We start from the raw sequence: 25,820 nt of genomic DNA on the forward strand, positions 1-25,820 counted from the left end.
GATGTCCTGCGGTTCAGTTGATCATGGAATTGGGAAGCCAGAGCACGATCTGCGGGAACAGCGCGCAGATCAGGATGCCGAGGGCCTGGAGGAGGATGAAGGGAACAATGGCCCGGTAGACGGTGCCCATGCCGATTCCGGAGGGCAGCACTCCCTTCATGTAGAAAAGCGTGTAGCCGAAGGGGGGCGAGATGTAGGCCATCTGTGCGGAGACCAGGAACAGGACGCCGAACCAGAGCCGGTCGAAGTCCAGGAAGTCGATCACCGGTAGAAACACCGGAACGCACAACAGGATGATGCCGATCTCGTCGAGGAACATGCCCAGAAGAAACAGCATGCCCAGCATCACCATCAGCACGACCCAGGGGCTGGCGTCGAGGGTCTGGATGAAGTTCAGCAGGAAGTCGGCGCCGCCGGTGCCGGTGAAGATCGCCACGAACGCCCGGGCGCCGATCGTGATCCAGAGGATCATCGCCGTGACCTTGACCACGTCCAGAGCCACTCCGGACACAAGTTCCCAGCCGAGACGGCGCTCGACCAGAGCGGACAGGAACGCGAGGAACACGCCGACCGCGGCGGCCTCGGTCGGTGTGGCGATGCCCATGTAGATGGTGCCGAGAACGCCGACGATGATGATGAGGGGCAGCACCAGCGATTTCAGCGCGGCGATGCGTTCGTCCCAGGTGGCGGCTTCGCTGTCGTCCGGCCGGGGCGCGACGGCGGGGTTGAGGGCCGCGCGCAGGACGATGTAGCCGATATAAAGGGACGCCAGCAGCAGTCCGGGCACGACGCCCGCGATGAACATCTGGCCGATGGAGGCCTGGGCCGTGACCGCATAGACAATGGTGATCACGGACGGGGGAATGAGGATGCCGAGGGTTCCGCCGGCACAGATCGTGCCGATGGCGAGTTCCGGACTGTAGTTGCGCTTGAGCATCGAGGGCAGGGCAAGCATGCCCATGGCGGCCACCGCGGCACCGACGATGCCGGTCATGGCGGCGATGATGGTGCAGATGACGATGGTGCCCACAGCCAGTCCGCCCGGCAGGCGCCGCGACCACAGTTCCATCGCCCGGTAAAGACTTTCGATGACGCCGGATCTCTGCAGGGTGCTTGCCATCATGACGTAGAGCGGGATCGCGAGCAGCGATTCCGACGTCATGGTGGAATAGAGATTGAGGATCGTCACGGTCAGGGCGGCCGGGCCCCACAGCAGCAATGTGAAGACGAGGGCCAGCGCGCCGAGCGTGAAGGCAAGCGGCACGCCCGTCAGCAGCAGGCCGATCAGGCCGGAGAACATGATGAAAAGAACGAATTCGGAGCTCATGCGTCCGCTCCGATGGTGTTTTCAGCGGGAAAAACCGTGCGAAGGATTTCCACGACGGCCTGGGCGAACAGCATCGCGAAGGCGAATGGCACAATGAACTTCAGCCACCAGATCGGAGGGTTCCAGGCGGAAAAGCTGGTTTCGCCCATGCCGTAGGCATTCATCGCCAGCGGCCAGCTGACAACGGCGAACACACCGGCGAAAACGGCGACGACAAGATAGGTGAACACGTCCGAGACAGCTTTCGCTCGTCCGTGCAATTTGTCACTGAATATGTCGACGGCCACATGGCCCTTCAGATGCAGCAGGTACGGACCAGCCAGCATGAAATGTGGACCGAAGACAAGCGTACTTGCCTCCATGGCCCAGACCGTCGGGGCATCGAAGGCGTAGCGGGCGACAACCTCGAACAGCAGCATCGGCACCACGGCGAAGATCAGCGCAGCGGCCACAAGGAACAGAACCCGGTTGAAACCGGTGACGAAGGAGCAGATCGAATTCATGACATCGTGACCGCGGAAGGCTGGGGCACACAGCTGGCGGCCGGTGCCGAAGCACCGGCCGCCAGCCGGCGGGAGGAAGATCGAACGAGATCCTAGAGCAGACCCAGAGACGTCATGAAGTCAACCTGGCTGTTGAGGACGCGGGTTGCCAAGTCGTCGTCCTTGGTCGCCTTTTTCCAGGCTTCCACGGCCTTCTGGCGATTGGCGGCCACGTCCGCCGGGTCGAGGTAGATCACTTCGACGCCCTTGTCCTGATACTTCTCAAGAACTTCGACATTCTGGACCAGGATGTGCTGGCGCAGCGCGCCGGACACTTCCCGCGCGGCAACCGCAAGGGCCGCCTTGTAGGCGTCCGGAAGCGCCGCATAGGCCGCCTGATTGGCGACATAGCTGGTCGCGGTGGTCGGCTGGTGCACGCCGGGCAGGATGATGAACTTGGCAACCTCGGCCAGACCGGCCTCGTAGTTGGCCGTCAGGTCGCCCCGGTCGGCAAAATCGATCAGGCCCTTTTCAAGCGCCGTGTAGACCTCACCGGTTGCCATTGGCGTGACGGCGACGTCCATGTCTCCCATGACGGCCGAGGCCAGTCCGACGAAACGGCCTTTCTTGCCGGCCATGTCCGCGATGGTTTCCATCCTGACCGTGGAGTGGATGGGTTCTTCGCCATAGACCGACGGCGCGATGTAGAAGAGACCGGCCTTGGCATAGGCTTCGCGGGCGAGGTCCAGTCCGCCGAGTTCATAGAACCAGGCTTCATACTGGTCGGAATCGGGGAAGCCGAAGGGGACCGTAGACGTGAAGGCGAAGGCCGGGATCTTGCCGGCTTCGTAGCCGTCGAAGGTCTTCATCATCTCGAAGGCACCGGCGCGAACGGCGTCGAAAGCCTGGTTGGCCGGGACAAGCTGTCCGGCGGAAAACAGTTTGATGTCGAATTTGCCATCCGTCAGTTCGCTGACGCGCTCGACGAATTTCTTTTCGTATTCATACGGTGTGGTGCCCGCGTCCCAAAGCGCCTGCATGCGCCATTCCACGGCATCCTGAGCCTGTGCCGCGATCGGTGCGGCCAGTGCAACCCCACCCATGACAAGACCCGCAAGGAGCCCGCGTCTGTTTACTGCCATTGTTTTTCCTCCCGTTCAGACATTTGCTTTCTTGACTAATGGCGCAAACTGTCATGAAAAGTAGTGGGACAATCAAGGGACGGTTGGGTGGAAAATTCAAGTCACTGTCCCAGTGAAAACGGGGGGACAACCCTATGAGCGACGGCAAACGGCGTCTCACGCGTGTCGACGAGATTGTGGAAAAGGTGACGCTGATGCTGGAGGCGGGCGCCTACAAGGCCTTTGAGCGGCTGCCCTCCGTTCGTCACGGCGCCCGCGCCCACGGCGTCTCGAAAAACACCATGGCGGAGGCTTACGACCGGCTGGTGGCCCGAGGCCTGCTCGAAGCGCGGCCCGGATCGGGCTATTACATCTCCCAGGTCAGGCCGGACACACCGGCTCCTTCTGCGCCTCATGTTGCCGCCGCCGTCGACGGTATTTCCCTGCTGCGTGAACAACTGGAAAAGCATTACGAGGTGCGCCCGGGGGACGGCCGCCCCCCGCCCTTCTGGATGGAAGGCTCCGAACTCAGGCGGCATTTTGCGGTCGCCAAGGTTCCCTATCCGGAAGAAATCCAGTTCGGCTACGGCAGTTTCTGGGGGTTCGGTCCGTTGCGCGACCGTCTGAGGATACAGTTGCTCGAGCGCTCGATCCCGGTGCAGCCGGACGGCCTGCTTCTGACCAACGGCGTCAACCACGGGCTGGACCTGATCATCCGTCACCTGACCGAGCCGGGGGACACGGTCTTTGTCGACGAACCGGGCTATTATCCGCTGTTTTCCAAGCTCACGTTCGCGAAGCTCAATATCGTCGGCATCCGGCGGGACAGGGATGGCCCGGACCTGGACGATCTCGCGGCGAAACTCGCGATCCATCGGCCGAAGATGTTCTTCACCCAGTCGCACGGCCACAATCCGACCGGGGGCTCGTTGTCGCCGTCACGGTCGTTCGGGCTGATGCAACTGGCCGAACGCTGGGGCATTCTGCTGGTGGAAAACGATGCCCTGTCCGACATCCTGCCGTCGACGCTGCCGCGGCTTGCCGCGCTCAACGAGTTGAGCCGGGTTCTTTATCTGGGCAGCTTCTCAAAGACGTTGTCGGCCAGCCTGAGATGCGGTTATGTGGCCGGCTCGCCGGAGATCATCCGCCGCCTGGCGGACATCAAGATGATCACGCAGGTCAATTCGTCCGAGCATGTTGAACGGTTTGTCTTCAATCTCATCCAGGCGGGTCATTACCTGCGTCACCTCAGGCGTCTCAGGGGGCGGGTCGAGGAGGCCTACAAGGCGGCTTTCGGCAGTCTGGAAGCCCTGGGGCTTTCCCTGATGGAGAGTTCCGTACCGGGATTTTATCTGTGGGCCGAATTTCCCGGCGAGATCGACGAACAGGAATTATGCGCGGAAGCCAGCCGGGCGAGCATCTTCATTTCGCCGGGCTCGGTTTTCTATCCGAACCGCAAAACCCGCCGGCGGGCGGCCATGCGGGTCAACGCGGCCTATGGCACGGACCCGAGGTTTCTCGGATTTCTCGACGATTTCCTGAAAAGGGCGAGATGACGGGGCCGGGGTGGGCGCCCTGACGGAGGCCGTCAAATGAAAAGGGCCGGCTTGTCGCCGGCCCTTCAGTTGCCCTGATGTTTGACTCAGATAAATCTGGTGGACCGGCGAAAACTCCGGGGGGCTGGGGGGCTAATGCATTCCGCAGCTTCCGCTTGTCCTACCCATCAGGGTATGATCTGAATATGGGTGGTCAAAATGGCTCGCCAAGGGCTGGAATGAGGCAAAAACAAGGAAATTTCTTCTTTCTTTCTGGGCAAAGTGCCGTTACGTCTTTTTTGTACGTTTTCCTCCGGAAATTCCCTCGTAAAATTACCGGTATTGCGGCCTGAAGAGGCCTTCGCGGCTTTGCGGACTTGCCATCCGACCCCAAGGCAACGCAAGATGACAGTCAGGTGACAGGCCGTGCCCGGCGCGATTCCCTCACCGCTGCGAAACCGCAAACGGAATGGAGGCGGAATGAGCGAAGCCGATGACAGCGCGTTCAAGCGCGGCACGGGATCCATCCCGATGCCGCAGGCCCAGCCGGCTCCCCCTTCCAAACCTGTGGTCGCCTTCGACCGGCGTGAACTCAATACGATCCTGAGGCTCTACGGCCTCATGGTGGCCGACGGCGAATGGCGCGACTATGCCATCGACCTTCTGAAGGACCGGGCGGTTTTCTCGGTGTTCCGCAGGTCCTCCGAAATGCCGCTTTACCGGATCGAGAAGGACCCGAAACTGGCCCGGCGCCAGGGGGCCTATTCGGTCGTCGCCACCGGCGGCGTGATCCTGAAGCGGGGTCACGATCTTGGCCAGGTTCTCAAGGTGCTCGAGAAAAAGAAACACCTTCGTGTCGTCACCGCCTAGGGCCGGGTTTCATGCGGTGCCGGACGGTTTGTAGACGATGTCGGCGGATGGCGAGAATTCCCGGAAGTAGGGCTCGCAATGGATCCGCTCCAGTCGGTTCATGTAGTCTCGCCGGTCCGGGTCCTGCGTGCGGCGCAGGCCGCGGGCGCGCCTGAGCGGTTCCGGGCAGTCAATGAAGATCGTTGCGTCGAACCAGCTTCTGACGGCCTCATGCAACAGGAAGATGCCGTCGCACAGAACGACGGCCGGCCGGCTGTCCCCGAGATCCAGCGTGTAACAGGCGTCGAGTTCTCCGGAATCGGGGTTCCAGGCACGGTTGAATTCCAGACGCCTTTCCCCGCGCAGCGCGCTCAGCGCTTTTTCAATCTCGTTCCAGTCGTACCAGTGCAGAGGGTTTTCCGCGGTGCCGGCCCTACCGCCGTCGCCGGTCTGCTCCGCGATGCGCCTTTCGCGGTCCTTGAAGCCGAGGCTGGAAAACCGGTCGCATTCGAAATGGCACGCCTTGCCTGCAAGTGCCTGCATCAACGACCGGCACAGGGTGGTTTTTCCTGCGCCCGCGAAGCCGCTGACGGCAACGAAGACACTGTCCCGGTGCCGGGCTCCTTCCAGGACCCGCGCCGTCAGCGTGGCAATATCCCGGACTGGTTTCTGCGTGTCGTTCATCGGCACCGGAGCGCTTTCAAATCAAGGGGCTGACAGTCTGTCGCCCCCGAAGACGTGATCGAAGCCGAGCGGGGAAATCTGTGAACCGCCAGGGGTTGCCGGCCGCGCTCAGAACTTCAACGACAGCTTGAGGTTGACCAGGTGGCTGTCGGCGTTTTCGCGAAAGGCTCCGGAATAGCCGATCGAGCTCTTCAGCCCGGACTCCTTGAAATCGAACTCCATGCCGGCCCCGACGAGGGCGATGTTCCGGCCGATCTCGGCGGTCGTGCCCGTCAGGTCAGAGCCGAGCAGCCGGACTTCACGGCTGTACTGGTCCGGACCGATGGCGCGGGCATAGGCGATGTCGAATTGGGCGTGAACCGTGGCGAAGGCGAGGTCGGCGGCACGCGGGCGCATGTTGAGCCCCGGGCCGATCGTTGTTTCGGTGAAGTTGCCGGCCGGGGCGGAGAGGTCGAACACGCCGGCACCACTCTCGTCGTAGGCGCCCATCCATTGATGCACGACGCGGCCATGCAGATAGGGCCGGAGCGCACCGGCGCGCGTGTCGAAGCTGGACCCGGCGCGCATCGCAAGCCAGCCGCCGAGGTCGGTGCTTTCACTGCTGGCGGTAAGGCCGGACCCACCGAGGACCGTGCCGCCCGTGCCTGAAATGTCCTTGCGCGTCTGATTGGTGCGGAACACGCTGAAGCCGGCGGCCGCATCCGCGAAATAACGGTCGTCGTCGTAAGTGCCGAAAACCGTCAGGTGATATCCCGTGACATCGGCGCGGTCGCTGCCCGACTTGATCCTGGAGCCGGTGAACCCGAGACCGGTCCCAAACGTCGTGGTGTCGGTTCGCAGCAGTTCCATGCTGCCGAAGACGCCTCCCGACCACGACTCGGCGTCGCTGCCGGACCCGTCTCCCGAAAGCCGGCTGGCGGCCATGATCGGCTGGATGACGATCCTCCTGCCGGACGCCTGCCCCTTGCTCCCGCCATGTGTGGAGACCATGACGCTGTTGCCGGCACCGGATCCCGCCAGATCCTGGCCGCGCCGGGTCACAGCGATGAGCTGGTTGAGAATGTCCATCCGGGCCCAGACGGCCTGGGCCGGAAAGGCGGCCGTCGTGGCCTGCTTGGTGGCGACCAGATTGCCGACATTCAAGAGGCCCCAGCCATAGACCCCGTCAATCCCGCTGGCGCCGATATCGGTTGAGGTCTGCAACACAAGTTCGGCGAGTTCGGCCGCCGAGGCGTTCGGGTACATCTCCCGGGCCAGGGCGAGGGCACCGGTGACATGGGGCGCGGCCATCGAAGTTCCGGAATACCGGACGTAGCCGCCGTCGGTGGCTGTGGAATAGATGCCGTCCTCGTCTTCGTCGTCACCGCCGCCAGGCGCGGCCATGCACCAGTTCGCGGCCACGCCGCACCAGTTCGCATAGTCGGTGATCTTGCCGTCGCGGCCGACTGCGGTCACGGCGAGCCAGCTTGACGTCAGTTCGGAGAAATAGAGCGGCAGTTGCGCTTCCAGGCCCGGATTGGTGTCCCCGTCGTTTCCCGTGGCCCAGACAAGGACCGCGCCGCGGTTGGCCGCATCCCGGAAGGCGCCCAGCTGGTTCGGCATGTTTTCGCGGATGTAGGCACGGCCCTCGGCAATGTCCTCGTCGTCTTCCGGATCGACGACGTTGCCTCCCCAGGAGTTGTTGAAGAACTCGATGCCGTTGTCGAGGCCGTAGCTGTAAACCCGAGGAACGACGACCTCCAGTTCATCGTCGTCCGCGCTGCCGTCCTCGTCGAAGATGGTGAGGGCGGTCAGCTTCGCGTCCGGAGCCACACCCATCATGCCGGTGCCGTTGGAGGCCGCACCGATAATGCCGGAGACGTGGGTGCCGTGGCCGTTCGGATCGTCGGTGACGGGATCCTGGGTGTATCCGTCCAGGGAATAACCGCTCAGGTTGGGAGACAGATCGGTATGGTCCGGCGTTATGCCGGTATCGACAATGCCGACACTTGCGTTCTTGCCGGTGTAGCCGGCCTGGAAGGCCGCCTGGGCGCCGATCAGCCCGAGGCCATACTGATTGGAAAATTCATCCGCGAGACCGGACCCGGGCAAAAGGCAGACAATTGCTGGCAGGATGGATGCCGGGCGGACCTTGGTATGGCGCATGGGGGGACCGTAAAATTGACAATTCGCGATGCTAACCGGAAATTGTGCTTTCAGTCAAAGCACCCATTTGCGGCAGGCAAAAAAAGGCCCGGCGAATGCCGGGCCTTTCCAATGTCTCGCATGGTCCGGAACTGCCGGATTACTCGCGGTTGCCGAACAGCTGCAGCAGCATCAGGAACATGTTGATGAAGTCGAGGTAGAGCCGCAGGGCGCCCATCACGGACTTCTTGGTGGCTACCTCGGCGCTGTCGCCTTCATAGTACATTTCCTTGATCTGCTGGGTGTCGTAGGCCGTCAGGCCGGCAAACACCAGAACGCCGATCACGGAGATCGCGAACTGCAGGGCGGATGATGCCATGAAGATGTTCACGATCGAGGCGAGGACGATGCCGATCAGACCCATGAACAGGAAAGAGCCCCAGCCGGACAGGTCCTTCTTGGTGGTGTAGCCGAACAGGCTCAGGGCACCGAAGGACGCCGCCGTGATAAAGAAGACGCGTGCGATCGATCCACCCGTGTAGACGAGGAAGATCGACGACAGGGAAATCCCCATGACGGCCGAATAGACCAGGAACATGATCCGGGCCGAACTTGCGCTCATGGACTGGATCCGGAAGGACAGCCACATCACCATGCCGAGCGGTGCCAGCATGACGAGCCATTTCAGCGGGCTGCCATAGAGCGTCGCGCCAAGCTGGGTCAGCATCTTGCCGTTGCCCAGGCTGGCGACGGCCAGGCTGGAATCGGTTGTGGTGGCCAGCATCGAGGTCGCCAGCGCAAGGAAGCCTGTCAGCGCGAGGCCGATGGCCATATGGTTGTAGACGCCCAGCATGTAGGCGCGCAGGCCCTGATCGATGCCGGCCTCGGCGCGTGTGCCGGCACCCGCATAAGTGCCTTGGGATTGACGGTCAAAGGTCGACATGGTCGTGGTATTCCCCTTTTATTCGACGTGTGCCCGTGTTGTCACAGGCAGCACAACTCCCTCAACATATGGGAAATTGCTGTTGCAAGCTCAAGACGGAAATTCTGAAAAATTCGTTATCTTTCCGCTTTTGACGGCATCTTATTCCAATATGATTGCAAATGGGCGATTATTTCATGGCCTTGAGGCGCGATGCGATCTGCCGGTCGCAGGTGCCGCCCGGATTGCGCACGATCTCCTCGGACGCGAAATCCAGGATTTCCTTGTCCTTGTCGCGCATCTGCTCGACGGTCACACCCGGCTTGAACCACTGCAGAACCGCATAGTCGCCGCCTGCATCGGTCAGGAATGCGACAGGCTTGCCGTCCTCCATGATGCCCATGCGGCCGACGCGCACTTCCTCGATCGTGGTATTGCGGGCTTCGCCGTCGATGGTGATCCGGTTTTTCCGGACATTCAGTTTCTTCAGCTTGGATCCGGAGGTGCCGGCCCAATTGCCGAAGAAGCGCTTGCCCTTCTTTTCGACGGAGAGGCAGGAATTGGTGAAGTTCGGGATGGACAGGCGTTCCGCGGTGACCTCGACCGGCTCGCCGCCTTTTGGCGCAAGTGTGTATTTCATCGAGTTTTCGCCGGTGCGATAGACCCTTATGCCGACCGGCGTGTAGCCGCTGTCGCCGATGGTGCGGGTGAAGAAGTCGAACTGATTGGCATCATTGGTGCCGGCGCGGCGATAAAGCCAGCGCTTGGGCAGGCCATCCTCGAAGACCAGCCAGTCGCTGACCACCAGGCCACGCGAACCTTCCGGAGTGTCAAGCTGCCAGACACCCGTGTGGAACGGGCTTTCGGCAGTTGCCGTTGTCGCAACCGGCACGCTCACGACTGCTGCGAGCACGGCGGCTTTCAAGATGACTTTCAATCGGCTTCCGTAAAAAATTTCAAACATTGCGCGGCCCCTTGAACTTCCTACCCTGACAATAACCGGATAACCAAGAATGAAACCGCATGCAAGTTGCGCCAGGCTGAAGTCCGCCGGGAGCGGATTGCAGTTTCCCGCAAGGTTCCGTCAGCCGGGCCGGACTCGTCCCCGGCTGACGCTTTTTTTACAAGTTTCGCAGCACCGGTGCCGGTTTTTCACCCAGAATGCGCCAGGTTCCGATCAGGCCGAAGCCGACGGTCAGCACCAGCGCGATCAGCGCCGCGCCCGCTGCCGTCAGCGGCATCAGCACGAAACTGCCGTCCATGATCCGGGTGATCACATACCAGGCGGCGAGACCGCCGGCGAACAGGGCGAAGACCGCCGTGGTCAGCCCCAGAATGGCGTATTCCAGCGCATAGGCGACAATCAGGCGCGCCCGGGTCGCTCCCAGGGTTTTCAGAATGACTGCATCGTAGATCCGGCTGCGGTGTCCGGCGGCCAATGCACCGGCGAGCACGAGCACGCTGGCGACCAGCGTGATCGAGCTGGCCCCCCGGATTGCCCAGGCAAGCTGCGCGACCAGGTCGTTGACCTGGGAAATCGCGTCCCTGACCCTGACGGCGGTCACTGTCGGATAGGCGTTTGAGACGGTCTTCAGGAGCGCCAACTCCTGCTTGACAGGCACGTCGTCTTCCCAGCCAAGGGTCATCAGATGGGCGTGCGGGGCGCCCGCGAAAGTGTTCGGGGAGAACACCATGACAAAATTGATCGCAAGCGATTGCCATTCCACATCGCGCAGATTGGCGATTTCCGCGGTGATGTCGCGGCCGAGCACATTGACCGAGACCTCGTCGCCGATTTTCAACCCGAGATCGGTTGCCGCTTCCGCGTCGAAGGAGACCAGCGGCACGCCGGAATAGTCCTCCGGCCACCAGGCCCCCTCCACCAGCTTGGAATTCTCCGGCAAGGTGGCGTCGTAGGTGATGCCGCGGTCGCCGCGCAGGACCCATCCGGAGCCGTCGCGGGCCGGCACGAAGTCCTCGGAGGCGATTCCGTTCAGGCTGACGATCCGGCCACGCAGCATCGGCACGCTCTGCAGGTTCGCCTTCGGTGCTTCGGCGGCAAGAAGGGCCTCGAAAGCGTCGCGCTCCTGGCTCTGGATGTCGACGAAGAAGAAACTCGGCGCCTTGTCGGCAATGGTGGCGGTGAGCTCCCGGCGCAGGTTGCCGTCGATCAGCGCAAGCGCCACCAGCAGCGTCAACCCGAGGCCGAGCGACAGCACCACGGAAGGCGTCAATGCGCCGGGCCGGTGAATGTTGGCGATGGCCAGCCTGAGTTCGGTCGAGCGCATCGACGGCAGACGCCTGGCAACATGCATGATGGCCCGGGCCACCAGCACCAGCAGCACGAATGCGCCCGCGGCAGCGGCCAGATAGATCCCGGCCATGCGCTTGTCGTGGGCCAGGGTCACGGCGATCACGGCGAGCAGGGCGACAGTCACGGCGGTTGCCAGCAGATAGCGCTTGCGCGGCAGTTTCGTGCCTCCGGTGACGATGTCCCGGAACAGGGCTGTTGGCGGCACGTCATGGGCCCGGCCAAGCGGCCAGAGGGCGAAGGCCAGGGCCGTCAGAAGACCGTAGGCCAGACCCAGGCCCAGTTCGGTCGGGTAGATATTCGCGGCCATGGCGACCGGCAGCACGCCGTCCAGCGCGGCTGCCGCCGCAAACGGGATCAACGCCCCGATGACGAGGCCGGCGGCAATGCCGATCAGCGCGAGGACAATCATCTGCACCAGATAGATCCTGAAGACGAAACCGCCGGTGGCACCCATGCATTTGAAGCTGGCGATGACCTCGCGCTTGGTTTCCAGATAGGCCCGGATGGCATTGGCGACACCGACGCCGCCGACGACCAGCGCGGTCAGGCCGACCAGGGTCAGAAACTGGGCGAAACGGTCGATGCTGCGCTGAAGGCCCGGGGAAGCATTGGCGCGCGAGCGGACCCGCCAGCCGGCGTCCGGACGGGCTGATCTGGCGTCCTCGACAATGGCCTCCAGCGCTTCCAGACCGGGCGACGGGTTGAGGCGGACCCGGTAATGCCAGCGGACGAGGCTGCCGGGTTGCACAAGATCGGTGCCGGGCAGCGCCGCGTCGGAGACCATGAGACGCGGGCCGAATTCCATGCCGCCCGCGAGCTTGTCCGGTTCGCTGGCGATCACATCGGTGATCCGGACCGTGCCGCGACCCAGAGACACCGTGTCGCCGACGGCAAGATCCAGCCGCGCCAGCAGCGCAGGATCGGCGACCGCTCCCCAGACCCCGTCGGTCTGCGCGAGCGCTTCGTCCAGCGACCGGCCGCCCGCCAACGCGACGGCGCCATAAAGCGGATAGGCAGCGTCAACGGCTTTCAGTTCGACAAGCGCCTGATTGCCTTCGCGATCCGCATTCTCGGGCAGCCGCGCCATGGCCCGCATGGTGGCCACGCGGGAGATGTCTCCGAGGTCCTCCAGGTAGGCGAGCTGATCGGGCGCGGCTTGCCTGTGAATGAGGCGGAACGCGAGGTCGCCGCCGAGAATCGCTTGGCCTTCGCGCGAGATTCCCTCGGTCAGGGCGCGCGACACGGAGGTGACGCCGGCAATGGCCGCCACGCCGAGAGCGATACAGGCAATGAAGATGTAGAATCCCTTGAGGCCGCCGCGCAGCTCCCGCAAGGCAAATCTGGCCGCCAGAGGAAATGTCTGGTGGCCGCGTGAGGCCGATCCCGGCACAAAGCCGCTCATGCCTGGACCTCATGGGGGGCGGCGGTCGCGACGGCTTCCTCGATTTCGCCGGAGCGGACGCGGATCATGCGTCCGCATTTGGCTGCGAGATTCGGATCGTGGGTCACCAGAACGAGCGTGGTGCCGCGCGCTTTCTGCGCGGCAAACATCATGTCCACGATCTGCGCTCCGGTCGAATCGTCCAGGTTGCCGGTCGGCTCGTCAGCGATCAGGATTTCCGGTTCGACGACGAGCGCGCGTGCCACGGCGACGCGCTGCTGTTCGCCGCCCGAAAGCTGGGCGGGATAGTGGGAGAGCCTGTGGCCGAGCCCGACCGCCTCCAGTTCCGCCCTGGCCTTGGCGAAGGCGTCGCCATCGCCTGCAAGCTCAAGAGGGACGGCAACATTCTCGAGGGCCGTCATGTTCGGGACCAGGTGAAAAGACTGGAAGATGATGCCGACATTGCGGCCGCGAAACCGGGCCAGCTGGTCCTCCGAAAGCGGTCCAAGACCGGTTCCGGCGACCGTCACGGAACCTGTGTCGGCCCGTTCCAGGCCGGCCATGACCATCAGCAAGGTCGATTTGCCGGATCCGGAGGGGCCGACAAGACCGACGGATGTGCCCTGCTCGATCTCGAGATCGATCCCCTTCAGGATATGCACCCGGCCGGCGCCGTCGCCGAGGGTCAGATGGACATCTTCGAGGGCGATCGCGATCGATTTTTTCATTGTCAGGCCTTTACAACGGACGTGCGATCGTCTTCCTGACGGATGCATGCCCTCGACAAGTGGACTCCCTGCGACCATATGGGCCTGATGTCCCGTGTCTTCCAGTCCTGAAAGAGAGTTCGCGTGAACCGGTTTCTTGCCCCTCTCATCGTTTCGATTGTCGTTTTGCTCGCAAGCGCGGCTCACGCCGAAGATTTCAAGCTGGTCGTGCTTGGCGACAGTCTCGGCGCAGGGTATCAGCTGCCCGCGGGAGACGGGTTCTCCGGACAACTTCAAAAAGCCCTGGAGGCAGGCGGGCACGCGGTGGAGGTCGTCAATGCAAGCGTGTCGGGTGACACCTCTTCGGGCGGACTGTCGCGGCTGGACTGGTCGGTCGGGACGGATACCGACGTGGTCATTGTGGAACTGGGCGCCAATGACGCGCTCAGAGGCATCTCGCCGGAGATCACGCGGACGAATATCGACGAGATTACCCGGCTTTTGCGCGCGCGCGGCGTCGAGGTTCTGCTGGCCGGCATGATTGCGCCGCGCAATCTCGGTCCGGAGTATGCGCAGAGCTTCGATCCGATCTATGCGGACGTGGCCGCGGCGCATAACGCCCTGCTCTATCCGTTCTTTCTGGAAGGGGTCGCCCTCGATCCGGATCTCAATCTTGCCGACGGCATGCATCCCAATGCCAAGGGGGTGGCCGTCATCGTTGAAAACATTCTGCCGAAAGTGGAAGCGCTTTTGGACAGGTCCCGCTCATCCCGGGAGTGAAAACTCCGGGATGTCTCAATTCAAAATATGAAGGATAGCCTGATGGAACAGCGCCGTCTTGGCCGCACGGATGTGCAGGTGAGTGCTCTTTGTCTCGGAACCATGACCTACGGCGAACAGAATTCGGAAGCCGAGGGTCATGCGCAGATGGATCTTGCGCTCGAAAAAGGCATCAATTTCTTCGATGCCGCCGAACTCTATCCGATACCGCCCAGAAAAGAGACCCAAGGGCGCACCGAGCGGATCATCGGATCCTGGCTCAAGAAGACCGGCAACCGGGACAAGGTGATCATGGCGACCAAGACGGTCGGCCGGACGGACATGGACTGGTTCCGGGAAAATGGCGAGAAAGGCCGGCTGACCCGTGCCCAGATCGAATTCGCGGTCGACCGCAGTCTGAAGAACCTGCAGACCGACTATATCGACCTCTACCAGATCCATTGGCCGGACCGGACCGTTTCAGGTTTCGGGTCGAACCCGACGCGCTGGGTGGATGTGGCGCCCGCCGAGGAAGAAAACAGCATTCAGTCGACGCTCGAAGTCCTGTCCGATCTGGTCAAGGCGGGAAAGGTGCGCCACATCGGAGTGTCCAACGAAAGCGCCTGGGGGACAATGCGCTTCGTCACCGGATCCGAAGGTCATGACGTGCCGCGCGTGGCTTCGATCCAGAATGCCTATTCGCTCGTCAACAGGACCTTCGAGACCGGCCTTGCGGAAGTTGCGCGGCGCGAGGACGTGGGACTGCTGGCCTATTCGGTGCTGGCACAAGGCTATCTGACCGGGAAATACCGCAACGGCGCCTTGCCGGCGGGCGCGCGCAAGACCCTGTTCGACCGTCTGCAGCGCTATGAACATCCGCGCACGATCGAGGCGGTCGATGCCTATCTGGATCTGGCGAAGGACGCGGGACTCGATCCGTCACAAATGTCCATTGCCTTCGCCCTGTCGCGTTCGTTCGTGACCTCGGTGATCCTCGGCGCGACCCGGATCGACCAGTTGGAGACGGATATCGGCGCCGCCGACCTGACCCTGAGCAGCGACGTCCTGGAAAAGATTGATGCGCTGCATCAGGAGTTCGGCAACCCGGCTCCCTAGATCCGGGAAGAATCACACCTGCCAGCGAGGCCGGAACCCGGGAGTCCGGGGCCGGCATCGGCCGGGCTGCGAGAGCAATTTCTGAAGGAATCCCAAAAACTTAATTTTTTGTCTTGCGAATTTCATGAAGTTGATTCCTCATGGGTTTCATCAGCTACAGCGGAGGGAATACCCATGCCGCGCCTATTTACAGGCCTTGAGATTCCGTCAGAGACGGCCCTTATGCTTTCGATGCTGAAGGGAGGTCTCCGGGGCACCCGCTGGATCGATCCGGAAAACTATCACCTCACCCTGCGCTTCATCGGCGACATCGACGACCGCACCGCCGACGAGGTGGTCGCGGCGCTGGACCGGATCCGCCGTGACCCGATCGAGATCCGGCTGAACGGGCTGGGTTCCTTCGGCAACGGCAAGCCGCATGCGGTCTGGGCGCGTGTCGAGCCGTCGGCGCAGCTTGCCGAGTTGCAGGCCGAGCAGGAACGGATCCTTCAGCGCCTGCATCTGCCGCCCGAGCGCCGCAAGTACATTCCCCATGTCACGGTCGCGCGCTGCAAGAGTTCGACCAACGAGGATGTCGCCAAATGGCTGAGCGAGCGCGGCAACTTCCAGGCACCGCCCTTCATTGCCGGACGCTTCGTGCTGTTTTCCGCGAAAGCCAGCGTGGGCGGCGGCCCCTATCTCGTCGAAGAGGCTTATCCGCTGGCGGCGTGAGCGGGCCTGAAGGATAAAAGGCGCTGCCCGGCTCAGCCGGACGTTGGCTTGAGCAACCGGGCATAGACATCCAGCGTCTTCGCGCACATGGTTTCAACGGAAAAATTCTGCCGGACATGGGCCAGTGCCCGGTCGGTCAGATGTGTCCGGTTCTCCGGCTGCAGGCGCAGCGCCATCGCGATGGCCTCGGCAAGCGCGGCCGGATCGCCGGGCGGAACACGCCAGCCCGTCCGTTCTTCTTCGGCGACCTCGGGCGGGGCCAGCACGGTTTCGGGCACCGCGCCGAGATCCGAGACGATGACGGGAACCGAGGCGGCCTGGGCCTCGACGGCGGCCCTCCCGAACGCTTCCGGCTCTGTCGAGGCGACAACCGCGAGATCCGCCAGTGCAAGCGCTGCCGGAACGTCCGCGCAATGCCCGACCAGCCGCACCCGGTCGTGCAACGCGTTGTCGGCAATCAGTTTCTTGAGCTCGGTGACATAACTCTCGCGTCCCTGCGGGTCACCGGCGAGGATCGCGATAGGCTCGTCGCCGCCGGTGTCCGGCAGCCGCGCCATCGCCTCGATGACCACCCTCTGCCCTTTCCAGGAGGTGAGCCGCGCCATGTTCAGGATAATCGGGTGTCCCGCCGGGATCCCCCACTGGTCCTTCAAGGCCTGCTGTCGGAGCGCGCTGACATTGTCCGGCTCCAGACCGTTGAGGTCGGACCCGCGCTGGATCACCGTGATCCGGCCTTCGGCGAAGGGGTGTCTGGCCGACACAAGCCGGGCAATGAAGTGCGAATTGGCGATCACCGCATCACCGCGCGCCATCACCGAATTGTACCTGGCCTTCAGCGCGTTCGATTGATTGTAGGTGCCGTGATAGGTGGTGACGAAAGGAATTCCGGTCTTTCGTGCGGCCCAGAGGGCCGACCAGGCGGGCGCCCGACTTCTGGCGTGGAGGAGGCTGATGTTCCTCTCCTTCACCAGATCGGCAAGCCGCGACACGTTTTTCCAGATCGTGAGCGGATTTTTCGACTTGACCGGAAGCAGGATGTGCTCGGCGCCGGAGGCAGTCAGTTCCGGAACCAGTTGGCCGCCCTGACTGACGACAAGAGCCGTGCCGCCTGCCTCGACCACCGCGCGCGCGACATCGAGGCATGTCCGCTCCGCGCCGCCGGAATTCAGATCCGGGATCACTTGCAGGATCGTGGCCGCAGGGGGCAATTGTCGCAATTCGGACCTCCGGAAAACTTTTCAAGACGTGGCGTCTGTGTCAAACGGCATGTTCAGATCAGACGACCGGAACGAGAGCCATAATATGGAGACGGGCGAACCGCAATTCATCAATGTCGGAAAAAAGGCCGGGGCACGCCGGATCGCGGTGCGAAAGGCACCGGGCCAGGAGCCTGGCCTGATGTGGTTGTCCGGCTTCAAATCGGACATGGCCGGGACAAAAGCCGAAGCCCTGGCGGGTTTCGCGGCAGCGCGCGACCGGGAGCTGGTGCGCTTCGATTATTCCGGGCATGGCCTGTCGGGAGGCGATTTCGAGAGCGCCTGCGTTTCCGACTGGCTGGAAGAGGCGGAGGCCGTGTTCGACCGGTGCTGTTCCGGCGGGACCGTGCTGGTCGGTTCTTCCATGGGCGGCTGGATCGCGCTTCTGCTGGTGCTTGGCCGCAAGGCGACGGGACGCATCAAGGGCCTGGTGCTGATCGCACCGGCGGTCGATTTCACCGAGGAGCTGATGTGGAAGCAGCGGTTCGATGACGATATTCGCCGAACCATCCTCACGGAGGGGCGCTGGGCACAGCCATCCGCCTATGACGAAAACCCTTACGTCATCACCCGAAAGCTGATCGAGGACGGCCGCAGGCATCTCCTGCTGGACAAGGTGTTGCATCCGGGCTGCCCGGTCACGATCCTGCAGGGGGCGCGAGACCCGGATGTTCCGGCTGCCCACGCGCGCCGGCTGCTCGAAGCGCTGCCGCAGGACGATGTCAGCTTCACTTTGGTGCCCGACGGCGACCACCGCCTGTCCCGGCCGCAGGACATCGACCTGCTGCTAAGGGCGGTCGCCGAGATGGTGGAACCATAGCCAGCCGACGCGCAGCCCGAAGCGGAGCTCTCGTCAAGCGCTATAGCGGCATCGCCTCGCGGCCCTGTTTGAGGACCCGGTACCAGGCCCAGAACAGGCGTGCGGCAATTGCCCGGTGCGGGGCCCAGTCGGCGGCGATGGTGTCGAGGTCTTTCACCGGTGGCTTGTCTGCAAGTCCGAGGGCATCGCCGACGGCGATCTGCAAGGCCAGGTCGCCGCTCGGGAAGATGTCCGGGTGGCCGGCGCAGAACAGCAGGAAGATATCCGCGCTCCAGCGGCCGATGCCCTTGATCGCGCACAAGCGCGCGTGCGCCTCCTCCGCCGGTGCTTCGGCCAGCCCGGCCAGATCCAGCCCGTCGAGACAGGCGGCGGACACCGCACGCAGGGTCCGGATCTTGGGCCGGGACAGCCCGGCGCCGGCCAGGTCTTCATCGGAAAACCCGTTCAACTGTTCGGCGGTGAGGGGCGTGACCAGTGTCTGCAGCCGGCTGAAAATGGCGGACGCGCTGGCGACCGAGACCTGTTGACCGGCGACGATCTGGGCGAGACCCTCGAAATTCGCGGCGCGGCGCCGCAAGGGCAGCGGGCCGGCCCGATCGGCAATCCTGGCCAGGCGCGTATCCGCCGAGATCAGCGCCGCCAATCCAGCCCGGATGTCGTCTTCTGTCACGATCGGTTTCATGTGGCCGGACCCGGGGTTCGAGGCGAATGCAAAAGCGCGGCGGCGTTCACTTGCGTGCAGGCACCGGAGTGGTAGGAAGGTCTTGTAAGTTCCACCCTTCCGCGTCAACCCGGCAGCATGTCAAAAAACGTTTTCCGCTTCGCGCCTTCTCCCAACGGGCATCTGCATCTCGGCCATGCGCTGTCGGCGCTGCTCAACGCCCGTGCCGCTGTCGCGCTCAACGGCCGGCTGCTCCTGCGGGTGGAGGACATCGACCGGACCCGGTGCACGCCCGGGCTGGAACGGGACATGTTCGAGGACCTGACCTGGCTGGGGCTGCAGTGGGAGCAGCCGGTCGTCCGCCAGTCGGACTGTTTTGCGTTCTATCGCGCGGCGCTGGAACGCCTGCAGGACACGGGCCTGGTCTATCCAGCCTATCTGACACGCGCGGAGATCAAAGGGTTCGTGTCGAAGCGGGAGGCGGCCGGCGAAGCCTGGCCGCGCGATCCGGACGGCGCGCCACTCTATCCGGGGGATGCGGCGGTCCTGTGCGATGCGGAACTGCGGCAACGGGCCGCCAGCGACGCACCGTTCGCCCTGCGGCTCGACATGAAGGGCGCGCTTGAGCGGATCGGCGCGCGGCCGAGCTGGCAGGAAGCGGGCGCTGAGGGCGGCGGTCTGTTCGAACCGCCGGTCTCGGTCGAAGCCGATCCGGCTGCCTGGGGGGACGTGGTGCTGGCGCGCAAGGACACACCGACCAGCTATCACCTGTCGGTGGTGGTCGATGACGCCCGCCAGGGGGTCACCGATGTGCTGCGCGGGCAGGATCTTTATCACGCCACCAGCGTTCACCTGGTGCTTCAGGATCTGCTCGGGCTGCCGCAGCCGGTCTACCGGCACCACCGGCTCGTCTTGGAAACGGACGGCCGCAAATTGTCGAAGTCGAACGGGGACACCAGCCTGAAGGCGCTGCGCGCGGCGGGCATGACCCATGCGGTGCTGCGCAGGCAGATCGGTCTTTGAGCCGGGGCCTGTTCAGAGCAGACCCGGCCCGAACCACATGTCCAGGAACCAGATCCACAGGCTCGTGGTGATGATGGCGCTCAGGGTCGTCACGGTGATCGCATTGGCCGACATGGCATGGCCGGTGCCATAGCGGTTGGCGAAGATATAGGCGTTGGCGCCGGTCGGGCAGCTTGCCGTCAGGGTTGCGACGGCGGTCCACAGCGGCGGCAGCTGGAACACGAAGGCCCCGGCGACAAAAACGACGACAGGCATCACTAGGATCTTCACCGTGGCGAGCAGGAAGCCCGGTATCACGTTGCCGCGCATGCCGTATTGCACCAGACTCATGCCGAGGGACAGCAGCGCCAGGGGCAGGGCCGTCGCGGCGATGCGGTTCAGAACGTCCATGCCGATTTCTGGTATTTCGAGGCCGGTCAGACGCCAGAGGAATGAAATGACAATGGCCAGGATGAGCGGATTGGTGGCCAGTTTCCTGGCGATGCCCAGGAGCAATTGTCCGAGCGGCGGTTTGGTGGTGCCGCTGTCGATCGCGGCGGCGCGTTCCATGGCAACGGCCATCAGGATGGTCATGACCGCCAGATGGATCGAAATGATCAGAAGCAGGGGGACCAGTCCGGCTTCACCGTAGACGGCGGAGATGAGAGGCAGCCCGACCATGATGCCATTTGCGAAAGCCGCCGAGATGCCGCCGATCGCGCCGGCGCGGGCATCGCGGCCGAAGCCCTTTCGGATGATCAGGGCGCCAAGCACCCAGGCAATTCCGACCCCGAGGAAATAACTCGCCCACAGGGCCAGCGGCACGCCCGAGCTGAGATCGGCACCGATCAACGTGCGGAATAGCAGGACCGGAATGGCGACGACAAAGACAAATTGTCCGAGGGCCTCGCTGGCATCTTGTTTGAGAACCCGAAATTGCGCCAGGGCATAGCCGATGCCGATCAGAATGAAGACCGGGGCGACAATGGAAAGGGTTTGTCCAAGCATGGCGAGCTTCGGCCTCTGGCTGATTCACATTTTTTCAGGTTCGGGACATGAGACTGGCGGTTCCGGGGAACCGAAAAGCAACCGGATGGACAGCGGCCAGTCATCAGGGTAAGCACGATACTGGTCAACTTGGCTTTTTGACATCCATCTGGCAAGCCCTGTCGATGTCCAACCCGCGCGAAGGAGCCTGGGCCGAATGACAGATCAGGACGAAGACAGTGTCAAACTGGCGTTGCTGGCCCACGATCTGAGAACACCGCTCGCGGCCATGCGGCTGACCGCCGAACTGATCGGCACGGGCCCGCTCAACAGCACGCAGGCCGAGCAACTCTCGATCCTGATCCGCTCCATCGACGCGCTGACGCGGATGACCGGGGACCTGGTTGCGGAAGCGGGACCGGGAACGGCCGTCACGGGCCAGGAAACCAGGGTGGCGGATGTCGTCACCGAAGTTGCAAGCCTGTTTCAGGTCGCTGCGGCGGCCAAGGGACTGTCGCTTGAAGTCGTGGTCGACGAACGTGCCGCGGACACCTGGACCAACAAGACCGCACCCTTGAGGCGTGTGCTGACGACCTTCGTGGACAACGCGGTCAAGTACACGGCGGAGGGCGGTGTTCGCGTGACGTTGACCGCGCTTGAACAGGGCGCGGACGCCGAGACCAGGAGCCCGGCCCGGGTCAGTCTGACCGTTTCCGACAGCGGGCCGGGTATCGACCCGGAAGAGGGCGCGCGGCTGTTCAGGCCGTTCGTGCGTGGCCGCCATGGCCGAGAGACGGGTCCGGGGACGGGTCTGGGGCTGTGGGGCGCCGAGCAACTGGTGCAGGACATGAACGGCCGGATTTTCCTGGAGCGCGCCGAAACCGGCGGCTGCCGTTTCAACGTGGAGATCCCCGTCGCGCCGGATGGCGCCGGCTCGGCACCGGGCGGGGACATGTCGGCCAACGGGGCCGAGGGCGGACGCGGCGGCGCGGTTCGCGGGCGGCGGACTGCGGGTAGCGGCCTGTTGCCCTTTCACGCACTAGTGGTCGACGACAACGAGACCAACCGCAAGCTTCTGTCTGCGTTGCTTGAATCCTTCGGCATCACCACGGACATTGCCCGGTCCGGAGAGGAGGCAATCGAGATGGTGCGCAACGGAGCCTATGATGCGGCGCTGCTGGATCTGCACATGCCCGGCATGAGCGGCGTTGAGACCGCTGAAAATCTCCGGGCCTTGCGGACGGAGCAGGAGTTGCCGCTTGTCGCGGTCACCGCCGCGCTGGAATCCGTCGGCGACGAAAGCCTGAAACAGGCCGGTTTCCAGGACACGTTGACAAAACCCTTGTCCGCGGCGGCCCTCTATGAGGCAATGGAGCAGGCACGCAGCCTGAAGCAGACGTCACGCGCACCCGCGACGCCCTGAGGCACCGGCGCCGGCCGGCTGTCGTTCCGCAGGAAAGGATTGGATGGACCGGCCGGATGCGCTAAACAGCCGCCATGAAGCCGACCCGAGCCCGACTGACATCTGCGAACAGCGCCAGCCGCAAGATCCTGGACTGGTGCACCCACCACCCGATCATCGTCGTGGCCGTGTATGTCTGTGTCGTCTCGCTGATCTTTCTGATCTTTCCGGGCATCGACCTGAAGGCGAGCGCCCTGTTTTATTTCGGTCCGGACGGATTCGCGGCGCAGGACGTGCCGTTCCTGCGCGAAGTCCGGCATCTGGGGCCGTTTCTCGTGCGGGTGATTGCCGTTGCCTGTGTCGGTATCCTGCTGCTTAAACTGCTCGTGCCGGGCCGTCCGCCCCTGATGCCATTGCGCCAGCCGGTCTTTCTGCTGTCCACGCTGATTCTCGGGCCGGGCGTTCTGGTAAACGCGGTCCTGAAGGACAACTGGGGGCGCCCCAGGCCGCGATCCGTGGAAGAATTCGGCGGCGACCTGCCGTTTCAGCCGGTCTGGAAAATGACCGATCATTGCGACAGCAACTGTTCTTTCGTTTCCGGAGAGGGGTCTGCGGCCATGTGGCTGGTTGCCACGGCCTTGCTGCTGCCCGCGACCTGGCGCAAGGCAGCTCTGGCCTTCCTGATCCCTCTCGGACTTGTCCTGTCCGTCAATCGGGTCGCCTTCGGCGGACATTTTCTGTCCGACACGCTGCTGTCCTGGGGGCTGACCCTGCTGCTTGTTCTGGCAATTCACCACCTGCTCTTCGTGAAGGACCCGCCGCTGACGACAGACCGCCAGCTCGATGAATGGTTCACCAAGCGCGGACGCGGTGCGCAGCGGCTGGTTCGGCGGCTTCTGGCCAGAATCAGGCAGTCGCTTCGGGTCGTGGCCCGTATTTTTTCGACCAGTTGAACCGGCGCGCGGCTATTTCTTGCGCGGACGGGTGCGTTTCAGGATCCGGGCGAAACGAAGCGGGGACCTGTCTTCCACCCAGGTGATCGCATGGTTCAGTTGCCGGGTCTTGCGGCGGCGGCTGCGGAGCATGCGTGCCGCGCCGCGGCTTGTGCCGACGATGACGACCAGACCCAGCGCCAGCAGTGGAACGCCGGTTGGGATGGGCAACCACACGGTCGCCAGTCCGGCCGCGATAAGGACCGCGGCAAGGAACCACCAGAAAACTTTCATGTTTCATGCCACGGGAGTTTGCACGGGACAGCCACCAATACAGCAGGCTGTGAGACGGATTTATGAAGCCGGAGATCAAGCCGGGTGCTGTTGTCCGGTTGTCGGCAGGTTCCTGTCACATATGGTGGTATAAGGTAGGCTGACAGCCTCAGGGAGGATCAAATGGCGGAGCGACTGAAACCGGAAGACCGGGCCGCGGGCCTGAGCGGCTTGCCTGACTGGCACACATGCGAGGGGCGGGACGCCATATCGAGGTCGTTCCGGTTCCGGGACTTCCGGGACGCGTTCGCCTTCATGACGCAGGTCGCGCTGGTGGCCGAAAAGATGAACCATCATCCGGAATGGTCGAACGTCTACCGCAGTGTCGACATCACGCTGTCGACCCATGATGCCGGCGGACTGAGCCCGCTCGATCTGGAAATGGCCTCAGAAATCGACCGGCTTGCCGGACGATTTATCTGATCCCGGGTCAGGCGGCCTTGGCGAGCAGAAAGCGATGGCCGTCATCGACCCGCACGGCTTCCAGCAGGGTATGGCCGTTTTCACTGCAGAAATGGGGAATGTCGATTTCGGCCATCGGGTCGGTGGTGAGTACCTCGAGCCGGTCGCCCGGATTCAGCCGGGTCAGGGCCTTGCGGGTCTTGAGAACAGGGAGCGGGCATTTCAGACCTTTGAGGTCCAGCGTCGTGGCCGTGGTCAATCAACTTTCTCCATGGGATGACGTTGTTGGGGTAACATAGTGCTTTCCGGCGTGGACCGACAGGCGTTCATAGATGATTAGGGGTTCGCGACTAGGTTGTTTTAACTAGATCTGACAATCCGCAGGGCGGAAAGTTCAGGCACGGGTTCCGGGCGCGCCGCAAGGCCTGTTCGCCGAAGCCGGCGATGTCAGCCACCGGTCGTTCCACCAGACGGGGCGTCGTCAACATTTCTGGGCATGATCCGGGGGGGCAGATGAAGGCGGGATTGCAGGGACTCATTTTGCTGGTGCTTTCCATCCTGCTTTGGCCTGGCCATCCGGCAAGGGCGGAGCCGGTCGAAGTGACAATCGTCACCCAGAATTTCGCCCCCCTTCAATGGAGCAACCAGGGCAAGCCGGACGGATATGTCACGGCCTATATGCTTGCAGTGGCCGAGAAGGTCAGCCGGTCCGTTCCCGTTCGTATCGAGGCGTTCGAGTTTCTGCCCTGGAAGCGCGCGATGCTGACGGCGGAAACCGTGCCGAACGTGCTGTTGTTCTCGCTGTCGCGCACGGCCGAGCGCGAGCAGAAGTTTTTCTGGCTCGGTGAAGTCTCGCCCTATGGCCAGTATTTGTACCAGCTTGAGAGCAGCCCTGAAATCAAGGTCGACCGGATCGAGGATCTGCTTGATCTGGACGTGAGGGTGGGCGTGCAGGATGGCGGCAACCTGTTTGCCTATCTCAAAAAGCTCGGCTTTGAGGGCACGGGCAAAATCGTGCCGATCACCGACTACCATCAGGGCATTGAGATGCTGTATCTCGGCCGGATCGATCTCCTGCCGCTGACCGGGTTCCTGGCCGAGGCGAGCGCTTGCAAACAGGGGTATGACGGCAGCCGGCTCAAACCGGTGATTTTTGTCGGAGAACTCGCGAAGCCCCTCTGGGCGGTGTTCAGCAAGGGGACGGACCCGGATCTGGTTGATGCATTCAGGGCGGAAATGGCCGTCTTGAAGGACGAGGGGTTTCTGGATGCCCAGATTCTTTCGCATCGGAGCAGCTGGCAGGCGCTTGCGTGCGGTGCCTGGACAGTGGAAAACTAGCGACAGCCGTCTTGTTTACGGCTGCCTTTTGCTGAACAGGACCAGGATCCGATGAACAAGAACACAGGCTCCCCTCTGGACGTCCTCGATTTCTGGTGGAACGCGGGGGCGAAGAAGTGGTTCGCCAGTGACAGTGCGTTCGACACGGCCTGCAAGGATCGGTTTTTGCCGGCGATCGAGGCGGCCCGGGCCGGCGATCTGGACCATTGGGCAGAGACGGCGGATGGCGCGCTGGCGCTTCTGCTGCTGCTGGATCAGATGCCGCGCAACGTCTACCGTGGTACGCCGGAGGCGTTCAAGGCCGACGGCAAGGCTGTCGCGACCGCCGAGGACGCCCTGGCGCAAGGATTTGACCGGGCCTTTCCGAAGGATGCCCGGGGATTTTTCTACCTGCCCTTCGAACATTCCGAAAACATGGCGCATCAGGAAAGATCCGTGGATCTGTGCCGGGTGCTCGGTGACACCAACCTTTATCATTATGCCCTGATCCACATGGATGTGATCCGCCGGTTCGGCCGCTTTCCTCACCGCAACGCCGTCCTCGGTCGGCAGACAACGCCGGAGGAAGCCGCCTTTCTGGAAAGCGGCGGCTTCTCCGCCTGACATCCGGTTCCTGAGAATGTCCCTGGCCGTCTGGTTCCCGGGCTTTCCGGCG

The 25,820-nt window shown here is 63.2% G+C and carries 26 protein-coding genes; 12 read left to right on the forward strand and 14 right to left on the reverse strand.

Annotated features, from left to right (window positions below):
- Nucleotides 1-13: 13 nt before the first annotated feature.
- The 3 genes from AC0VX3_RS02800 to dctP all read right to left on the reverse strand — a co-directional run bounded on the left by AC0VX3_RS02800 (nucleotide 14) and on the right by dctP (nucleotide 2,951).
- A complete protein-coding gene (locus tag AC0VX3_RS02800; protein WP_475523441.1) occupies nucleotides 14-1,327 on the reverse strand; it encodes a TRAP transporter large permease in 1,314 nt (437 codons plus the stop codon).
- Nucleotides 1,324-1,830: a TRAP transporter small permease subunit gene (locus tag AC0VX3_RS02805; RefSeq protein ID WP_475523442.1), complete on the reverse strand. Its 507-nt coding sequence runs from the start codon at nucleotides 1,828-1,830 to the stop codon at nucleotides 1,324-1,326. The genes AC0VX3_RS02800 and AC0VX3_RS02805 overlap by 4 nt, the downstream gene beginning before the upstream one ends.
- 92 nt (nucleotides 1,831-1,922) lie before the next feature.
- Entirely contained in the window at nucleotides 1,923-2,951 is a 1,029-nt protein-coding gene (gene dctP, locus AC0VX3_RS02810) for a TRAP transporter substrate-binding protein DctP (RefSeq protein ID WP_475523443.1), read from the reverse strand.
- Between the two features lie 134 nt (nucleotides 2,952-3,085).
- Between dctP and AC0VX3_RS02815 the strand changes: the two genes are divergently transcribed.
- Together AC0VX3_RS02815 and AC0VX3_RS02820 are read left to right on the forward strand one after the other, a co-directional pair.
- Nucleotides 3,086-4,486, forward strand: a complete 1,401-nt coding sequence (locus AC0VX3_RS02815) for an aminotransferase-like domain-containing protein (protein WP_475523444.1) — start codon at nucleotides 3,086-3,088, stop codon at nucleotides 4,484-4,486.
- 459 nt (nucleotides 4,487-4,945) lie between these two features.
- Nucleotides 4,946-5,335 (forward strand): DUF2794 domain-containing protein, encoded by a 390-nt coding sequence (locus AC0VX3_RS02820; RefSeq protein ID WP_475523445.1) that lies wholly within the window; start codon nucleotides 4,946-4,948, stop codon nucleotides 5,333-5,335.
- Between the two features lie 9 nt (nucleotides 5,336-5,344).
- Here the strand turns inward: AC0VX3_RS02820 and AC0VX3_RS02825 are convergent, their stop codons facing one another.
- From AC0VX3_RS02825 to AC0VX3_RS02850, 6 genes are all read right to left on the reverse strand, one after another.
- Nucleotides 5,345-5,998 (reverse strand): uridine kinase family protein, encoded by a 654-nt coding sequence (locus tag AC0VX3_RS02825; RefSeq protein WP_475523446.1) that lies wholly within the window; start codon nucleotides 5,996-5,998, stop codon nucleotides 5,345-5,347.
- A 108-nt stretch (nucleotides 5,999-6,106) separates the two neighbouring features.
- Entirely contained in the window at nucleotides 6,107-8,143 is a 2,037-nt protein-coding gene (locus tag AC0VX3_RS02830) for a S8 family peptidase (RefSeq protein WP_475523447.1), read from the reverse strand.
- A 139-nt stretch (nucleotides 8,144-8,282) separates the two neighbouring features.
- Nucleotides 8,283-9,065, reverse strand: a complete 783-nt coding sequence (locus tag AC0VX3_RS02835; RefSeq protein WP_475523448.1) for a Bax inhibitor-1/YccA family protein — start codon at nucleotides 9,063-9,065, stop codon at nucleotides 8,283-8,285.
- 169 nt (nucleotides 9,066-9,234) lie between these two features.
- Nucleotides 9,235-10,008, reverse strand: a complete 774-nt coding sequence (locus AC0VX3_RS02840; protein WP_348144150.1) for a hypothetical protein — start codon at nucleotides 10,006-10,008, stop codon at nucleotides 9,235-9,237.
- 157 nt (nucleotides 10,009-10,165) lie between these two features.
- A complete protein-coding gene (locus tag AC0VX3_RS02845) occupies nucleotides 10,166-12,760 on the reverse strand; it encodes an ABC transporter permease (protein ID WP_475523449.1) in 2,595 nt (864 codons plus the stop codon).
- Nucleotides 12,757-13,467 carry an ABC transporter ATP-binding protein gene (locus tag AC0VX3_RS02850; RefSeq protein ID WP_475523450.1) on the reverse strand — a complete coding sequence of 237 codons (711 nt, stop codon included), beginning with the start codon at nucleotides 13,465-13,467 and terminating at the stop codon, nucleotides 12,757-12,759. Before AC0VX3_RS02850 ends, AC0VX3_RS02845 begins: the two co-directional genes overlap by 4 nt.
- A 123-nt stretch (nucleotides 13,468-13,590) precedes the next feature.
- Here AC0VX3_RS02850 and AC0VX3_RS02855 point away from each other — a divergent pair, with 123 nt between their 5' ends.
- The 3 genes from AC0VX3_RS02855 (at nucleotide 13,591) to thpR (ending at nucleotide 16,032) form a co-directional block, all read left to right on the forward strand.
- Nucleotides 13,591-14,226, forward strand: a complete 636-nt coding sequence (locus AC0VX3_RS02855; protein WP_475523451.1) for an arylesterase — start codon at nucleotides 13,591-13,593, stop codon at nucleotides 14,224-14,226.
- 42 nt (nucleotides 14,227-14,268) lie between these two features.
- Nucleotides 14,269-15,321, forward strand: coding sequence for an NADP(H)-dependent aldo-keto reductase (locus tag AC0VX3_RS02860; RefSeq protein WP_475523452.1), 1,053 nt, complete (start codon nucleotides 14,269-14,271; stop codon nucleotides 15,319-15,321).
- A 174-nt stretch (nucleotides 15,322-15,495) separates the two neighbouring features.
- Nucleotides 15,496-16,032, forward strand: coding sequence for an RNA 2',3'-cyclic phosphodiesterase (gene thpR, locus AC0VX3_RS02865; RefSeq protein WP_348144140.1), 537 nt, complete (start codon nucleotides 15,496-15,498; stop codon nucleotides 16,030-16,032).
- 32 nt (nucleotides 16,033-16,064) lie between these two features.
- Here the strand turns inward: thpR and AC0VX3_RS02870 are convergent, their stop codons facing one another.
- Entirely contained in the window at nucleotides 16,065-17,249 is a 1,185-nt protein-coding gene (locus AC0VX3_RS02870; RefSeq protein WP_475523453.1) for a glycosyltransferase, read from the reverse strand.
- A gap of 85 nt (nucleotides 17,250-17,334) precedes the next feature.
- Between AC0VX3_RS02870 and AC0VX3_RS02875 the strand changes: the two genes are divergently transcribed.
- Complete coding sequence (locus AC0VX3_RS02875) at nucleotides 17,335-18,108, forward strand: alpha/beta hydrolase (protein WP_475523454.1); 774 nt, start codon at nucleotides 17,335-17,337, stop codon at nucleotides 18,106-18,108.
- A gap of 40 nt (nucleotides 18,109-18,148) precedes the next feature.
- On the opposite strand, the gene AC0VX3_RS02880 is transcribed toward AC0VX3_RS02875, so the two are convergent.
- Nucleotides 18,149-18,790, reverse strand: coding sequence for a DNA-3-methyladenine glycosylase family protein (locus AC0VX3_RS02880; RefSeq protein WP_475523455.1), 642 nt, complete (start codon nucleotides 18,788-18,790; stop codon nucleotides 18,149-18,151).
- A gap of 117 nt (nucleotides 18,791-18,907) precedes the next feature.
- Between AC0VX3_RS02880 and gluQRS the strand changes: the two genes are divergently transcribed.
- Entirely contained in the window at nucleotides 18,908-19,792 is an 885-nt protein-coding gene (gluQRS, locus tag AC0VX3_RS02885; protein WP_475523456.1) for a tRNA glutamyl-Q(34) synthetase GluQRS, read from the forward strand.
- 12 nt (nucleotides 19,793-19,804) lie between these two features.
- On the opposite strand, the gene AC0VX3_RS02890 is transcribed toward gluQRS, so the two are convergent.
- On the reverse strand, nucleotides 19,805-20,779 hold the full coding sequence (locus AC0VX3_RS02890; RefSeq protein WP_475523457.1) for an AEC family transporter: 975 nt from the start codon (nucleotides 20,777-20,779) through the stop codon (nucleotides 19,805-19,807).
- A 196-nt stretch (nucleotides 20,780-20,975) separates the two neighbouring features.
- On the opposite strand from AC0VX3_RS02890, the gene AC0VX3_RS02895 reads away from it, so the two are divergent.
- Complete coding sequence (locus AC0VX3_RS02895; protein WP_475523458.1) at nucleotides 20,976-22,181, forward strand: hybrid sensor histidine kinase/response regulator; 1,206 nt, start codon at nucleotides 20,976-20,978, stop codon at nucleotides 22,179-22,181.
- Nucleotides 22,182-22,255: 74 nt separating this feature from the next.
- Nucleotides 22,256-23,113 carry a phosphatase PAP2 family protein gene (locus tag AC0VX3_RS02900; RefSeq protein WP_475523459.1) on the forward strand — a complete coding sequence of 286 codons (858 nt, stop codon included), beginning with the start codon at nucleotides 22,256-22,258 and terminating at the stop codon, nucleotides 23,111-23,113.
- A 12-nt stretch (nucleotides 23,114-23,125) separates the two neighbouring features.
- Here the strand turns inward: AC0VX3_RS02900 and AC0VX3_RS02905 are convergent, their stop codons facing one another.
- Complete coding sequence (locus tag AC0VX3_RS02905) at nucleotides 23,126-23,386, reverse strand: hypothetical protein (RefSeq protein ID WP_348144124.1); 261 nt, start codon at nucleotides 23,384-23,386, stop codon at nucleotides 23,126-23,128.
- Between the two features lie 162 nt (nucleotides 23,387-23,548).
- Between AC0VX3_RS02905 and AC0VX3_RS02910 the strand changes: the two genes are divergently transcribed.
- Complete coding sequence (locus tag AC0VX3_RS02910; RefSeq protein ID WP_475523460.1) at nucleotides 23,549-23,848, forward strand: 4a-hydroxytetrahydrobiopterin dehydratase; 300 nt, start codon at nucleotides 23,549-23,551, stop codon at nucleotides 23,846-23,848.
- A gap of 7 nt (nucleotides 23,849-23,855) precedes the next feature.
- Here the strand turns inward: AC0VX3_RS02910 and AC0VX3_RS02915 are convergent, their stop codons facing one another.
- Entirely contained in the window at nucleotides 23,856-24,086 is a 231-nt protein-coding gene (locus tag AC0VX3_RS02915) for a sulfurtransferase TusA family protein (RefSeq protein ID WP_342893574.1), read from the reverse strand.
- A gap of 266 nt (nucleotides 24,087-24,352) precedes the next feature.
- Here AC0VX3_RS02915 and AC0VX3_RS02920 point away from each other — a divergent pair, with 266 nt between their 5' ends.
- On the forward strand, nucleotides 24,353-25,165 hold the full coding sequence (locus tag AC0VX3_RS02920) for a substrate-binding periplasmic protein (protein ID WP_475523461.1): 813 nt from the start codon (nucleotides 24,353-24,355) through the stop codon (nucleotides 25,163-25,165).
- 51 nt (nucleotides 25,166-25,216) lie between these two features.
- Nucleotides 25,217-25,768, forward strand: coding sequence for a DUF924 family protein (locus AC0VX3_RS02925; protein WP_475523462.1), 552 nt, complete (start codon nucleotides 25,217-25,219; stop codon nucleotides 25,766-25,768).
- The last annotated feature ends 52 nt before the right edge of the window (nucleotides 25,769-25,820 follow it).

It is taken from the genome of Roseibium sp. QJM3NY_11, assembly GCF_056173175.1.

Bases quoted from the DNA above. Each gene is read 5' to 3' on its own strand.
- AC0VX3_RS02800 (WP_475523441.1), bottom strand. From the start codon at position 1,327: ATGAGCTCCGAATTCGTTCTTTTCATCATGTTCTCCGGCCTGATCGGC.
- AC0VX3_RS02805 (WP_475523442.1), bottom strand. From the start codon at position 1,830: ATGAATTCGATCTGCTCCTTCGTCACCGGTTTCAACCGGGTTCTGTTC.
- dctP (WP_475523443.1), bottom strand. From the start codon at position 2,951: ATGGCAGTAAACAGACGCGGGCTCCTTGCGGGTCTTGTCATGGGTGGG.
- AC0VX3_RS02815 (WP_475523444.1), top strand. From the start codon at position 3,086: ATGAGCGACGGCAAACGGCGTCTCACGCGTGTCGACGAGATTGTGGAA.
- AC0VX3_RS02820 (WP_475523445.1), top strand. From the start codon at position 4,946: ATGAGCGAAGCCGATGACAGCGCGTTCAAGCGCGGCACGGGATCCATC.
- AC0VX3_RS02825 (WP_475523446.1), bottom strand. From the start codon at position 5,998: ATGAACGACACGCAGAAACCAGTCCGGGATATTGCCACGCTGACGGCG.
- AC0VX3_RS02830 (WP_475523447.1), bottom strand. From the start codon at position 8,143: ATGCGCCATACCAAGGTCCGCCCGGCATCCATCCTGCCAGCAATTGTC.
- AC0VX3_RS02835 (WP_475523448.1), bottom strand. From the start codon at position 9,065: ATGTCGACCTTTGACCGTCAATCCCAAGGCACTTATGCGGGTGCCGGC.
- AC0VX3_RS02840 (WP_348144150.1), bottom strand. From the start codon at position 10,008: ATGTTTGAAATTTTTTACGGAAGCCGATTGAAAGTCATCTTGAAAGCC.
- AC0VX3_RS02845 (WP_475523449.1), bottom strand. From the start codon at position 12,760: ATGAGCGGCTTTGTGCCGGGATCGGCCTCACGCGGCCACCAGACATTT.
- AC0VX3_RS02850 (WP_475523450.1), bottom strand. From the start codon at position 13,467: ATGAAAAAATCGATCGCGATCGCCCTCGAAGATGTCCATCTGACCCTC.
- AC0VX3_RS02860 (WP_475523452.1), top strand. From the start codon at position 14,269: ATGGAACAGCGCCGTCTTGGCCGCACGGATGTGCAGGTGAGTGCTCTT.
- thpR (WP_348144140.1), top strand. From the start codon at position 15,496: ATGCCGCGCCTATTTACAGGCCTTGAGATTCCGTCAGAGACGGCCCTT.
- AC0VX3_RS02875 (WP_475523454.1), top strand. From the start codon at position 17,335: ATGGAGACGGGCGAACCGCAATTCATCAATGTCGGAAAAAAGGCCGGG.
- AC0VX3_RS02880 (WP_475523455.1), bottom strand. From the start codon at position 18,790: ATGAAACCGATCGTGACAGAAGACGACATCCGGGCTGGATTGGCGGCG.
- gluQRS (WP_475523456.1), top strand. From the start codon at position 18,908: ATGTCAAAAAACGTTTTCCGCTTCGCGCCTTCTCCCAACGGGCATCTG.
- AC0VX3_RS02890 (WP_475523457.1), bottom strand. From the start codon at position 20,779: ATGCTTGGACAAACCCTTTCCATTGTCGCCCCGGTCTTCATTCTGATC.
- AC0VX3_RS02895 (WP_475523458.1), top strand. From the start codon at position 20,976: ATGACAGATCAGGACGAAGACAGTGTCAAACTGGCGTTGCTGGCCCAC.
- AC0VX3_RS02900 (WP_475523459.1), top strand. From the start codon at position 22,256: ATGAAGCCGACCCGAGCCCGACTGACATCTGCGAACAGCGCCAGCCGC.
- AC0VX3_RS02905 (WP_348144124.1), bottom strand. From the start codon at position 23,386: ATGAAAGTTTTCTGGTGGTTCCTTGCCGCGGTCCTTATCGCGGCCGGA.
- AC0VX3_RS02910 (WP_475523460.1), top strand. From the start codon at position 23,549: ATGGCGGAGCGACTGAAACCGGAAGACCGGGCCGCGGGCCTGAGCGGC.
- AC0VX3_RS02925 (WP_475523462.1), top strand. From the start codon at position 25,217: ATGAACAAGAACACAGGCTCCCCTCTGGACGTCCTCGATTTCTGGTGG.